Annotated in this window: 17 protein-coding genes; 11 read left to right on the top strand and 6 right to left on the bottom strand. The window is 61.5% G+C overall.

All coding sequences use genetic code 11. The annotated features are described in order from the left end of the window. The first annotated feature begins 2 nt into the window (after nucleotides 1–2). The 7 genes from C513_RS0104800 (at nucleotide 3) to C513_RS0104770 (ending at nucleotide 3,916) form a co-directional block, all read left to right on the top strand. The gene (locus C513_RS0104800; protein WP_018714902.1) at nucleotides 3–335 is read left to right on the top strand and encodes a hypothetical protein; all 333 of its coding nucleotides are present in this window, start codon (nucleotides 3–5) and stop codon (nucleotides 333–335) included. 248 nt (nucleotides 336–583) lie between these two features. Then, nucleotides 584–1,240, top strand: a complete 657-nt coding sequence (locus tag C513_RS0104795; RefSeq protein WP_018714901.1) for a trimeric intracellular cation channel family protein — start codon at nucleotides 584–586, stop codon at nucleotides 1,238–1,240. Between the two features lie 216 nt (nucleotides 1,241–1,456). After that, entirely contained in the window at nucleotides 1,457–2,095 is a 639-nt protein-coding gene (locus C513_RS0104790) for a flavin reductase family protein (protein ID WP_018714900.1), read from the top strand. A 146-nt stretch (nucleotides 2,096–2,241) separates the two neighbouring features. Further along, a complete protein-coding gene (locus C513_RS0104785; protein WP_018714899.1) occupies nucleotides 2,242–2,454 on the top strand; it encodes a heavy-metal-associated domain-containing protein in 213 nt (70 codons plus the stop codon). Nucleotides 2,455–2,497: 43 nt separating this feature from the next. Continuing rightward, nucleotides 2,498–2,965, top strand: coding sequence for a Cu(I)-responsive transcriptional regulator (cueR, locus tag C513_RS12740; protein ID WP_051084393.1), 468 nt, complete (start codon nucleotides 2,498–2,500; stop codon nucleotides 2,963–2,965). A gap of 135 nt (nucleotides 2,966–3,100) precedes the next feature. Then, nucleotides 3,101–3,520 carry a Spy/CpxP family protein refolding chaperone gene (locus C513_RS13625; RefSeq protein ID WP_018714897.1) on the top strand — a complete coding sequence of 140 codons (420 nt, stop codon included), beginning with the start codon at nucleotides 3,101–3,103 and terminating at the stop codon, nucleotides 3,518–3,520. Between the two features lie 174 nt (nucleotides 3,521–3,694). Next, nucleotides 3,695–3,916: a DUF2788 domain-containing protein gene (locus C513_RS0104770; protein ID WP_018714896.1), complete on the top strand. Its 222-nt coding sequence runs from the start codon at nucleotides 3,695–3,697 to the stop codon at nucleotides 3,914–3,916. A gap of 47 nt (nucleotides 3,917–3,963) precedes the next feature. Here C513_RS0104770 and C513_RS0104765 read toward each other — a convergent pair whose 3' ends face one another. Beyond that, complete coding sequence (locus C513_RS0104765; RefSeq protein WP_018714895.1) at nucleotides 3,964–4,272, bottom strand: encapsulin-associated ferritin-like protein; 309 nt, start codon at nucleotides 4,270–4,272, stop codon at nucleotides 3,964–3,966. Nucleotides 4,273–4,387: 115 nt separating this feature from the next. Then, nucleotides 4,388–5,029 (bottom strand): DUF2238 domain-containing protein, encoded by a 642-nt coding sequence (locus tag C513_RS0104760; RefSeq protein WP_018714894.1) that lies wholly within the window; start codon nucleotides 5,027–5,029, stop codon nucleotides 4,388–4,390. Nucleotides 5,030–5,103: 74 nt separating this feature from the next. On the opposite strand from C513_RS0104760, the gene C513_RS12730 reads away from it, so the two are divergent. Together C513_RS12730 and C513_RS0104750 are read left to right on the top strand one after the other, a co-directional pair. Next, nucleotides 5,104–5,706 carry a P-loop nucleotide/nucleoside kinase family protein gene (locus C513_RS12730; RefSeq protein ID WP_051084392.1) on the top strand — a complete coding sequence of 201 codons (603 nt, stop codon included), beginning with the start codon at nucleotides 5,104–5,106 and terminating at the stop codon, nucleotides 5,704–5,706. Between the two features lie 54 nt (nucleotides 5,707–5,760). Next, nucleotides 5,761–6,633 (top strand): pirin family protein, encoded by an 873-nt coding sequence (locus C513_RS0104750; RefSeq protein WP_026320551.1) that lies wholly within the window; start codon nucleotides 5,761–5,763, stop codon nucleotides 6,631–6,633. Nucleotides 6,634–6,720: 87 nt separating this feature from the next. Here the strand turns inward: C513_RS0104750 and C513_RS0104745 are convergent, their stop codons facing one another. The 4 genes from C513_RS0104745 to C513_RS0104730 are packed head-to-tail and all read right to left on the bottom strand — an operon-like array spanning nucleotide 6,721 to nucleotide 10,356. Then, nucleotides 6,721–7,944, bottom strand: coding sequence for an MFS transporter (locus C513_RS0104745; protein WP_018714891.1), 1,224 nt, complete (start codon nucleotides 7,942–7,944; stop codon nucleotides 6,721–6,723). Nucleotides 7,945–8,001: 57 nt separating this feature from the next. Continuing rightward, the gene (locus C513_RS12725; RefSeq protein ID WP_018714890.1) at nucleotides 8,002–8,526 is read right to left on the bottom strand and encodes a retropepsin-like aspartic protease family protein; all 525 of its coding nucleotides are present in this window, start codon (nucleotides 8,524–8,526) and stop codon (nucleotides 8,002–8,004) included. Nucleotides 8,527–8,550: 24 nt separating this feature from the next. Next, entirely contained in the window at nucleotides 8,551–8,904 is a 354-nt protein-coding gene (locus tag C513_RS0104735) for a zinc ribbon domain-containing protein YjdM (protein WP_018714889.1), read from the bottom strand. Between the two features lie 51 nt (nucleotides 8,905–8,955). Continuing rightward, a complete protein-coding gene (locus C513_RS0104730) occupies nucleotides 8,956–10,356 on the bottom strand; it encodes an aspartate kinase (RefSeq protein WP_026320550.1) in 1,401 nt (466 codons plus the stop codon). A 213-nt stretch (nucleotides 10,357–10,569) separates the two neighbouring features. On the opposite strand from C513_RS0104730, the gene C513_RS0104725 reads away from it, so the two are divergent. Both C513_RS0104725 and C513_RS13855 read left to right on the top strand, forming a co-directional pair. Beyond that, nucleotides 10,570–11,691: a beta-ketoacyl-ACP synthase III gene (locus C513_RS0104725; protein ID WP_018714887.1), complete on the top strand. Its 1,122-nt coding sequence runs from the start codon at nucleotides 10,570–10,572 to the stop codon at nucleotides 11,689–11,691. A gap of 151 nt (nucleotides 11,692–11,842) precedes the next feature. Continuing rightward, nucleotides 11,843–11,998 carry a DUF1328 domain-containing protein gene (locus C513_RS13855; protein ID WP_018714886.1) on the top strand — a complete coding sequence of 52 codons (156 nt, stop codon included), beginning with the start codon at nucleotides 11,843–11,845 and terminating at the stop codon, nucleotides 11,996–11,998. Nucleotides 11,999–12,012: the final 14 nt, after the last annotated feature.

The following is a 12,012-nucleotide window of genomic DNA, read 5'->3' as shown; positions in this document are numbered from 1 at the left end:
CCATGACCGATCACCTCCCTGCCATGGCCTGCCGGCCTGGTTGTGCTGCCTGCTGTATCGCGCCCAGCATCAGCACACCGATTCCCGATCCCGCAGGTGGTCCGGCACGTCCGAAACCGGCCGGTGTTCCCTGTGGACAACTGGACGACAACAAGCGCTGCCGCCTGTTTGGCCAGCCGCAACGGCCGGCCGTCTGCAGCCAGCTGGCACCGGCAGCCGATATGTGCGGCACCGATCCGGATCCGGCACGCACACGCGTCCACGCCATGCAGTTTCTGGAACAGCTGGAACGACTTACTGCTCCCGCCAACCAGCGTCAAGGCACAACCCTGTAGACAAGTTTTGCATAAGCCAGGGCTTATCCACAGATTCCGGATCGGAGCGACAATTGTTGTCTGCCGGTCCACAGCCCGGATACGCGCTCATGCACCACTTGTCGCGTACGGCAACTGCTTGAGACAACAGGAAAAAAAACAGTTATCCACAGAAACCGCCGCCCCTCTACTACTACTACTACTTATATATATAAGATTCTTTAAAAGACAGGGGACAAGTTCGCCCTGAACAAAAAAATCACCACGCCATGATTTCCGTACATGTCCCGCCCATACCGATTGACGTGAAGACCGTGTTTTTCGCGTTCGAGGTCATTGCCACCTTTGCCTTTGCCCTGTCCGGGCTGTTTGTCGCACGAGACAACAAGCTGGATGCGGTAGGCACCTTCATCGCCACCTTTCTGGCAGCCTTTGGCGGCGGTACGCTGCGCGACATCATGTTGCAGCAACGTCCTTTCTACTGGGTCACGCAAAGCGAGCTGTTGTGGGGCATCCTGTTCATGTCGGTGCTGTCCAGCCTGACACTGCGCATGTCGAGCTGGCTGTCGCAGCGCATGATCATGGTGGCCGATGCCATTGGCCTGGGCATCTTCAGCGCCACCGGCACCCATCTGGCCATGCTGCTGGGCTGGCCACCCATGCCTTGTGTGATGATTGGCGTCATCACCGCCACCTTTGGCGGCCTGTTGCGCGATGTGGTTTGCAACACCAAGCCCATGCTGATGAGCGATCCCACGCCCTATGCCACCTGCGCCTTTGTCGGCAACTGGATCCTGCTGGGGCTGATTGAAGTGGGCTGGATGAGCACCTTCTGGAATATCGTGGTAGCGGCCAGCCTGATTGCCGGCAGTCGTCTGCTGCTGGCATTCCTGGGGATCAAGCTGCCGCAGCTGGACAGCCACTGAGCCCCCTGCAGCGAATCCGTGCGTAAACGCCTCCAGCAAGCCCTGGAGGCGTTATTTCTTTCAGCCCAGGGGGCAAGGGCTTGCCCAGCTGCCCAGACGGCCTGCAGGCGCTGCAGGAGACAGATTGCGCTGGTGTTGTGATGAGATTGCCTGGATGTGCCTCATATTCAGGCAATCATGAATGTTATATTTATAGATAAATTGTAGAGGCCCACCATGTTCTTTGACCTGACCCAGGAGAATGCCCCTGTTCCCCCGCGCAACGTCTATCAGCTGCTGGTTGACGGCATAGTTCCGCGCCCTATTGCCTGGATCAGCACGCGTAGCGCGGCCGGGGTGGACAACCTGGCACCGTATTCCTTCTTTACCGTGGCCAGTGTCAACCCGCCCATCCTGGCCATCACCCAGGTCAATCCGCCGCAACGCACGGAAGAACGCCCGCACAAGGACACGCTGAGCAATCTGCTGGAAACACGCGAATGCGTGGTGCAGATCGCTGCTACTTCGCAACTCGAAGCCATGAACAGCTGCGCTGGCCTGTATCCGCCCGAGATCAGCGAATTTGATCTGGCCGGTTTGCAACGTGCCGATAGCCGCCTGGTGCAGGTGCCGGGTGTGGTGGATGCACCGGTACGCTATGAATGCCGTTTGCGTGAAGTGCTGCCGATTTCCACCTTGCCCATGGGCGGCACCATGATGCTGCTTGACGTGATCGGTATCGAGGTCAGCGACAGCGTGGCCGGAGAAAAGGGCATCGACCCGAAAAAGCTGGATGCGCTGGGCAAGCTGGGCGGGGATGGCTACAGCAATACGCGGGAGCAGCACTACCTGGCACGCCCTGTAGTCCAGTCCTGAACCGGTCGGCCGTGTTTCACGTGAAACAGGCCGGCAGCAGGCAGCCGTGCCGGAATGCCCCCGGCTTGACATTGACATCATGGCAAGGTGCATCATGATGCTATGGCAGGTACACAGGGTACCTGCTGAAGCAGAAAGGAAAGACCATGTCCCAGACCCAACGTTTCCAGGTAACCGGCATGACCTGCGGCCATTGCGAAAAAGCCGTGATCCAGGCGATCCAGCAGGTGGATGCAGATGCGCAGGTACGCATCGACCGTGCCGCCAATCTGGTTGAAGTGCAGTCTGCCGCCGATGCAGCTGCATTGCGCGCCGCGATTGTCGAGGAAGGCTACGAGACCGAGATCCTGCATGGCTGAAGTGCCAAACCCGGAACTGGTGCAGTGGCCGGTGCATATCAGCATGGCCACGCGCCTCCGGAACATCCAGCACACGGTGCAGTACACGCAGTGGCCGGTGCATATCAGCATGGCCACGCGCCTGTCCGGCCTGTCGGCGCGCATGATCCGGCACTATGAATCACAGGGTCTGCTGCCCGGCATTGCGCGCAGCGAAAGCGGCTACCGCCTGTACGACGAAAACGATATCCATGCGCTGCGCTTTATCCAGCGTGGGCGCAGCCTGGGTTTTGACATGGAGCAGCTGACCGAGCTGCTCGGGCTGTGGCGTGACCAGGGCCGGAGCAGCGCCCAGGTACGGCAGTTGGCACAACGCCATGCCGATGCGCTGGCGCAGCGCATTGCCGACATGCAGGCGATGCAGCAGACCCTGCAAACGCTGATCCATGCCTGCCATGGCGATGAACGCCCGGATTGCCCGATTCTGGATTCGCTGGAAGGTCAGGCCTGTGGTCAAGGCAGGACAGCCTGATGGGCGCAGCCACCACAGGTTTGGTTACAAAACTCTGGCCCTGATAACGTCTGCGGCCTAAATTCCGCGCAATACTGATATCCATGCGGTACGCCACGGTGGTGACCGCGCTAGTGTCCGAGGACAAGGAAAGATATGACTATCAGCAAGATGATCAGCAAGACAGCCATGGCGATTGCCCTGACAGCCGGTGTCGGCCTGGCCGGTATGGCGCATGCCCAGCAGGGTGCAGCGCCGATGCAGCAAGCCAAGGCTGCGCTGAAGATCACCGCCGCCCAGGAAGGGGCCTGGAACAGCTTTCTCAACACCTACAACCAGGACTTCCGCCCGAGCGCCACGCCCACGCCAAAGCAGTTCAATGCCATGAACACGACGCAGCGCATTGCCTTCCTGAAGCAGCGCATGAGCGAGGAAAGCGCCTTCATGAACCGTCGCTACGATGCCAACCTGGCGCTGTACAACACGCTGGACAGTGACCAGAAGAAGGTGTTTGACGACATGACGGCACAGCCCGAGCCGCAGCAACAGCGCAAGGCACCTGCCAAGAAGAAGTAAGCAGCCCGTCTGCTACCAACCAGCCAATGGCCTGCACTGCAGGCCATTGCTGTTTCCGGCGACAGTGCCAGCGCGGGATCCGGCAACAGCATCAGGGTCTTGGAGGGCTGGATTACACTAGCAGCATCTTTTTCCGGACGCGGCGCGTCCCCAGCATTACACGGAAGTCACAGCATGTTTGGATACAGCGAAGAGCAGATTGCCTGGTTCGGCCTGACGTTTGGCGTCGGGGCCTTCATGCTCTACATGGTGTTCATCATTGCGCAGCTGGCCTGGGAGTCCAAGGCAGGCAAGACCGGCACCTTCTGGCTGTTTCTGGCACTGGGTCTGGGTTTCACCGGCTTTGTGGCCAAACTCCTGATCGAGTACATCATCGAGAAGGGCCAAATCCTGTAAGCATGCCGCCGCCGGTGCGTGCGGCATGCTCTGTGCATGGCACGGGATTATTTCTTGTGCATGTTTTCTTCGGCTTCGGTGACGCTGCCATCCTGAAACAGGAATTCGCGCAGGAAGCCGTCAAACTTCGGATCCTGGCGGCGGATCCACTCCAGCGTCATGGCGGCGTGTTCCTTTTCCTCGTCGCGGTTGTGCTCCAGGATCTTCTTCAGCTCGGGATCCTTGCAGGCATCGGCGCGCTGGTTGTACCAGTCCACGGCTTCCAGTTCTTCCATCAGGGAGACGATGGCGCGGTGCATGTCGCGCGTGGCGTCGGTGAGTTCGCTGACAGGCTCGTGATAACCTTCATGAGACATTTCTTGCTTCCTTTCTGCAATGGTGTCCACGACAGTGTGGAAATCCCACTATAGCCCGTATTCCGTGACAGGCTTGTCAGACCAGGGCGCTTGCCGGAGGGCGCAGAAGCAGATATCAGGAACCGCCAGCAGGCAGCCGCCGCAGCTGCCGGTCATGCCAGCGCGACAGCAACAGCAAGGCGCAGATGCTGCCCAGCAGGGCAAAGCCCATGTCGGACTGGGTATCCCACGGATCGCCCTGGGTGCCGAGAAAGGCTTCGGCCGATTCGCCGCTGAGCAATGCCACCCACCACTCCAGCAGCTCGTAGAAGGAGCTGATGAACATCACCACGCAGATGATCAGGAAGCTGCGCAACCAGGGCCCCTTGACATGATCGCCGCGCAGCAGGATTTCGCGCGCCATCATGGCGGGCACGAAGCCCTGCACGAAGTGGCCGATCTTGTCGTAGGGGTTGCGCATGGTGCCGAGCCAGTCCTGCAGCACAAAGCCGAACGGCGTCTTGGCATAGGTGTAGATGCCGCCGTAGATCAGTACCACGCAGTGCAGGAAGATCAGCCCGTAGAGCAGGCTGGTGAGCGGATAGCGCTTGTGCGTGGCCCAGAGCAGCGGCAGGGCGATCATGACCGGCAGCGTTTCCAGCAGCCAGGTCATGCGGTCGCCAGTCATGGTGAAGGATACGGCCAGGATCAGCAGCAGGAGGAAAGAGGCCAGCAACAGGGCAGGACGGCGTGGATCGGAAGGGCTGATGGCTGACATGGTTGGCGGGAACTCCAGATAATGGGTGCATGGGCGCGCTGGCGTCCAGCAGATTTTTCCACGATACCACTGCCATGCCCCATCTCATTTTTTTGTGCGGACACGCCGGTACCGGCAAGACCACGCTGGCCAGGCGACTGGTGCGCGAACTCAATGACCGCAGCGAGGATTCCTACTGCATGCTGGACAAGGACACGTTGTACGGCAATTTCAGCTCGGCCGTGATGGGTGTGCTGACTGGCAACCCGAACGACCGTGACAGCCCGGTCTACCTGGACAATTTGCGCAATCCGGAATATGCGGGCCTGCTGGATACGGCGCGCGACAATCTGCAACTGGGCACGCATGTGCTGGTGGTGGCACCGCTGTCACGCGAGATCAGGGCGCACCAGCTGATTGACCGCGACTGGCTGCGTGTCGGACCGGAAGTGCAGGTCACCGTGGTCTGGGTGCACCTGCAGGAAGCCGAGGCACGCCGCCGCATCGAGCAGCGCGGCAACCCGAATGACGAGTGGAAGCTGCAGCACTGGGAGCAGTACCGCACGCGCCTGTTCCAGCCCGATCCGGCCGAGTATCCGGAGCTGTTCCTGTTCGACAACACGCAGGATGATGGCACGCGTTACCGGGAGCTACTGGAGATGCTGCTGCTGGTGGAGCAGCAGCAGCGAAGTGAATAGACTATTGCAATCGATGAAAGTATTCCCATATACGATTTCAAAGGAGATTATTTCATGACTACAGCAAGCCCTGTCCGTACGCCACGTCAACTCGAGCATCTGGTGGCTGGCCAGCCGACTTCCGATGGTGCCGGCGTACAGCTGACACGCGTGATTTCCAACGAACTGCAGCAGCGGCTGGACCCGTTCCTGATGATGGACCAGTTTGGCAGCGACAACCCGGACGACTATATTGCCGGTTTTCCGGACCACCCGCATCGCGGTTTTGAAACCATCACCTACATGATTGCCGGCCGCATGCGGCACAACGACAGCGCCGGCAACGAAGGCTTGCTGGAGAATGGCGGCGTGCAGTGGATGACCGCCGGCAGCGGCGTGATCCACTCCGAGCTGCCGCAGCAGGAAGAAGGCACGATGGAAGGGTTCCAGCTCTGGCTGAACCTGCCGGCCAGCGACAAGATGTGCAAGCCCTGGTACCAGGATTTCCAGGCCGCCGACCTGCCGCAGCTGACCACCGCCGAGGGCGTGAAAGTGATCGTGATTGCCGGCGAGAGCCATGGTCTGGCCAGCACGGTGCAGCGCGAGGCCACCCAGCCGCTGTATCTGGATCTGCACATGCCGGCGGGCAGCCGCTTCGAGCAGCCGATTCCGGAAGGTCACCATGCCTTTGTCTATGTCTACCGCGGCAAGGTGCAGGTAGGCGGCCAGGCGGTAGGCACGCAGCGTCTGGGCATTCTGGCGCAGACGCCGGGCTCGGACGGCGTGGTGATCGAGACCAGCGTGGACAGCAAGGTGTTGCTGATTGCCGGCAAGCCGTTGCGCGAGCCGATCGTGCAGTACGGCCCGTTCGTGATGAACACGCAGGAGCAGATTTTCCAGGCACTGCGCGATATGCAGAGTGGCAGGCTGGTGCAGAAAGCCGGCTGAGCGGGCAGCAACAAGCGGCTGCATCGGGAAGATACAGCCGCTTGTGCCGGACAAGGCCTGCCACGCTGGTGCGCAGGCCTTGTTGTGTCAGGCCAGTTCCTGGCCCCTGGTTTCCCGGCCCAGCAGCAGCACCGCCAGTGCGCCAATGCTGATCGATACGGCAAACAGCGTGAAGATGGCGCTGGTGCTCCAGCCGGCAGCGCCCAGGGTCGGGATCATCAGCGGGCCGATGATGCCGCCGACACGGCCAATCGCAGCTGCCGTGCCGACGCCGCTGCCGCGGATGGCGGTCGGGTAGTTCTCGGGCGTGTAGGCGTACAGGCCGCCCCAGGCCCCGAGGTTGAAGAAGGACAGCAGCACGCCATAGAGCAGCAGGGTGCTTTCGGTAGCGGCATTGCCAAACGCCCAGGCGCTGGCGGCGGTGCCGAGCAGATAGACCACCAGCACGAACTTGCGGCCGGCGCGTTCGATCAGCCAGGCTGCGGTGAAATAGCCCGGCAACTGGGCCAGCGTCATGATCAGCACGTATTCAAAGCTCTTGATCAGGGTGTAGCCCTTGGCCACCATCACGCTCGGCAGCCACAGGAACATGCCGTAGTACGAGAACACCACCATGAACCACAGCAGCCACAGCATCAGCGTGTTGCGCCGGTAGTCGGCGGACCAGAGGCGTGCCAGACGCTGTGTCCAGGGTGGCACGCTGACGCGTTCCAGCATCGGTTCATCCCTGGGCAGGCTGCGACGCAGGTAAAGGGCGTACAGCGCTGGCAGCGCGCCCAGCAGCATGGCCACGCGCCAGCCGGTATCGGGTGCGAACTGCGGAATCACGAAATAGGCGATCAGTGCAGCCAGCAGCCAGCCGGCGGCCCAGAAGCTTTCCAGCAGCACCACGATGCGGCCACGCTCATGGGCAGGAACGCGCTCGGACACATAGGTGGAAGCGACCGGCAGCTCACCGCCGAGGCCGGCTCCGATCAGGAAGCGCAGCAGCATCAGCATTGCCAGGCTGGTGGCAAAGGCGCTCAGGCCGCTGGCCAGCGAAAACAGCAGCAGCGTGGCGATGAACACGCGCCGCCGCCCCACCTTGTCGGCCCAGATGCCGAACACCAGTGCGCCGACCGCCATGCCGATCGAGTTGATGCTGCCAAGCCAGCCCATTTGCGCGGGTGTCAGATCCCAGCTGAGCTTGAGTGCGGCAAGGACAAAGGACAGCAGCCCCACATCCATGGCGTCGAACAGCCATGCCGTGCCGGAGGTGAACAGCAGACGGTTGCGGGAAGCGGGAGGAGTGGGGGCGTGGGTATCTTGCATGCAGCAGATTCTGCCGCATCTGGCACCTGGCGTACCAAGGCCGCTGCAGAAACAGGCTCAGCGGGTGTTGTTGCGCGGTCGCAGCACCATCTGGCGGTCCTGGATCAGCATGTCGAACTGCGACAGAAAGCTCTGGCCCAGCAGGCCGAAATCGTCCTGGTCCATGATCAGGCCGATACCGACTTCGGTGCGGCTGTGGCTGAGGCCGCCGGCCAGCACCGGGACATTGCGCAGCACGCGGCCTGCGCGTTCGCCGTTGGCGGTCTGGAAGATGGCCCGGGCACCGCCCTGCAGGCCGGCGCGCTCGGCAAAGGCATCGCTGACCACCACCATGCTGGCTCCGGTATCGACCATGAAGCGCAGCGGCTCGCCGTTGATCTCGCCCTTGACGTAGAAATGGCCGTCCGGGCTGCGCGGAATCACCAGCTCGCCCGTGCTGCTGGTATACGCCTGGTAACGCTGCTGTTGCTGCTGTTCCTGGAACTGGAACACGTAATACAGCCCGGCACCCAGTACCAGCCAGAACAGCAGGATCCAGAAGGTGCCGAAGCGGGCGGTACGGGACACGGAAGGCGGCGGCATGGGCGTGGGGGCGATCGGTCCGGTTCAGGCCTTTTTCAGGAACTCGGACTTGAGCATGATGCTGCCGTGCTCGGTCTTGCAGTCCACGTCGTGGCCGCCACCGCCATCGGCAATGCGGATGCTCTTGATCTTGGTGCCCTTCTTGAGCACCAGTGAGCTGCCCTTGACCTTCAGGTCCTTCACCAGGATCACGGCGTCGCCATCGGCCAGCGGCGTGCCATTGGCGTCGCGGATCACCTCGGCAGTTTCGGCGCTGTCGGCCGCATCGGCCTGCATGGGCCATTCATGGCCGCAGTCGGGGCAGAAATAGCTGATGGTATCGGTATAGGTATGGGACTGGCCGCACTGCGGGCAGTCGGGGTAGGTACTGTCGGTCATGCCCGGATTGTCGCCGCGCCTGAGTGAAAGTCAAGCGCGGCCGAGGCAGGATCAGGCCAGCGGTACCGGAATGCGCGGCTGCACGCACAGCGCCTGGTTCAGCGCCTTGATGGCCGGCTTGTAGTCGTCACGATCGACGATGAATTGCATGTTGACCTGGCGCAGCGTCTGCGAAATGGCGTTGACGTTGACGTTGGCATCGGCCAGCGCCTGTGCCGCACGGGCCAGCATGCCCGGAATCGCGATGTTGGAGCCGATCACGCAGGCAATGGCGCTGGGCTTGACCGTGACCACCTGGAAGCGGCCTTGCAGCTCCTCGATCAGCTCGGGCGTGACACACTTGTCCCACATCAGGTGGGCGATGGAGTTGGCGTTGGTGGCCTTGACCATGTAGGAGATATGGTGGCGGCGCAGGATTTCCAGCACGCTGAGGTCGAAACCGACTTCGCCGACCATGTCGGGTTCGTGGATCTCGATCAGGGTGACCTTGTCGCTGCCGGTGATGATCTCGACACGGGCGCGTTCGCCCACGTAGTCCTTGGTGATCAGGGTGCCGGGGTGATCGGGCTCGAAGGTGTTCTTCAGGCGGATCGGAATGCCGGCGTGTTCCATGGGCTTGGAGGCCTTGGGGTGGATCGCTTCCATGCCGACATCGGCCAACTGGTCGGCCACGTCGTAGTTGGTGGCACCGACGATGACAGCGTTTTCCAGGCCGACGATGTTGGGGTCGGCCGAGGACAGGTGGAATTCCTTGTGGATCACGGCCTCGTCGGGCTGGACCTCGACGGCGATCTTGCTGAAGGTGACTTCGGAGTAGCCGCGATCGAACTCGCGCATGATGCCTTCCGTGCCCTTGGTGTAGCCGGTGGCCACGATCACGCTGTTGGCGATATCCACGCCCTTGAAGCTGTGGTGGATGCGCTCGTCAATCGTCCAGGGCTCGTGGTCGTCAAAGCCGGCCAGGTCCATCAGGATGGCAGGCACGCCATTGGCCTTGAGGATTTCGACCGAGTTGAAGGCGCTGTGCGATTCGCCGATGGAGGCGAGGATCTCGCGTGCTGCCAGCAGCACGTTGTCGCGGTTCAGGTAGCCGCTGGCCAGCACGCGGTGCATGGCTTGCAGGTGGTCACGCGCCTGGGCAATGCGCTGGTCGACGAAGGCATCGGCCACGTCCAGCGGCAGGCCGATATCGGCGAAGCCGGCGTTGATCTGCTTCAGGCTGGTGCCCAGATTGGCCAGTGCACCGGCGTAGTCCTTGTCGTGCGCGAACAGGGCGTAAATGCCGGGCTCGCCGGTTTTCTTGTGTTCCAGCAGCTGGTTGGTGACGCCGGAGTAGGCAGACACCACGTAGATGCGACCGTAGATGCGGGACTTGTCGTACAGCATGATGTGACGCAGCACATCGCCAAAGGCCGTCATCGACGTTCCACCAATTTTTTCAACCGAAATCATGCGTTCCTCTTGTACGTGTCTGCCTGCAGAAGGCCTGCCGGCCCTGTCTGGCATTTTAGCTAACCCGTTATTTTCACGTGATTTTGCGTTTCCTGGCAGGGTGAGTGGCGAAAAAGCAGGCAGATTCGGCTGGTGGCGCGGTGAACGGTCGTTCGCAAATAGGCCTGCCGCCCTACAATGGGAGGATTACTGTCATTTCCGTTTCATATTGCCATGCATCAAGTCACCATCAGCGGAACCGGCCTGTGGGTAGCTCCCCAGGTGATCACCAACGCGGAGCTGGTTGCTTCGTACAACGCCCATGCCAAGCAGTTCAACCAGCAGAATGCCGCCCGTATCGAGGCCGGTGAAGTGGCAGCGATGCCGCCGTCGAGCGAGGAATTCATCCTCAAGGCTTCGGGCATTCGCCAGCGCTACGTGATCGACAAGGCAGGCGTGCTGGACCCGGAGCGCATGCGTCCCAAACTGACACCGCGCCCCGATGACCAGATCTCGCTGATGGCCGAGATTGCCGTGGAAGCGGCGCAGCAGGCACTGCAGAACGCCGGCGTGGCAGGCAGCGACATCGAGATGGTGATTTGTGCCGCCTCCAACATGCAGCGCCAGTATCCGGCAATGGCAGTGGAAATCCAGCATGCGCTGGGCGCGCAGGGCTATGGCTTTGACATGAACGTGGCCTGTTCTTCTGCCACCTTCGGTCTGGAGCAGGCCATCAACGCGATCAGGACCGGCCAGGTGAAGAAGGCGCTGGTGGTGAACCCGGAGATTACCTCGGCGCACCACTGCTGGACCGACCGCGACTGCCACTTCATCTTTGGCGATGTGTGCACGGCGGTGGTGCTGGAGCGCAGCGAAGAGGCCCGCTCTGCCAACCGCTGGGAGGTGCTGGGCACGCGAGCGGCAACGCAGTTCTCCAACCATATCCGCAACAACGCCGGCTTCATGAGCCGTTCGGAAGACCGCAATCCGGAAGATCGCGACCAGGTCTTCCGTCAGGAAGGCCGCAAGGTGTTCAAGGAAGTCTGCCCGATGGCCGCCGAGCACATCAGCGCGCAGCTGCAGTCGCTGGGGCTGGACGCTGCCGGCGTGCGCCGCTTCTGGCTGCACCAGGCCAACCTGAGCATGAACCAGCTGATCGGCAAGCGCCTGCTGGGCCATGAGCCGGATTTTGACGAAGCGCCGGTGATTCTGGACGAGTTTGCCAACACCGCATCGGCCGGTTCCATCATCGCCTTCCACCGCCACAGCGACGACCTGCAGACGGGCGATCTGGGCGTGATCTGCTCGTTTGGTGCCGGTTATTCGATCGGCAGCGTGGTGCTGCGCAAGGCCTGAGAGCATCGCTCCAGTCCTACACGTGGCAGCGGCATCGGCTGATGCGGCTGCCCAACCGGCGCGCTTACAGTGAAGTCATGGCGATTCGCACAGGGAGCAGACACAGCGTCTGCGATGCGGATGGCTCAAATGGGAAACCAAGGAGAACACCATGCTTCACTACGCTGTCGTCTTTTTCGTGATTGCCATCATCGCTGCCGTACTGGGCTTCGGCGGTATCGCTTCCAGTGCAGCTGGCATTGCCAAGATCCTGTTTGTGGTCTTCCTGATTTTGGCGGTGGTGTCGCTGCTGTTCAAGCGTCGATGACGCAGGGATGAGGC

Source organism: Allobrachymonas chironomi DSM 19884, assembly GCF_000374625.1.
Lineage (GTDB): Bacteria > Pseudomonadota > Gammaproteobacteria > Burkholderiales > Burkholderiaceae_C > Brachymonas > Brachymonas chironomi.
Note: the sequence above shows the minus strand (reverse complement) of the source record. Positions and strands in the feature narration are given on the sequence as shown.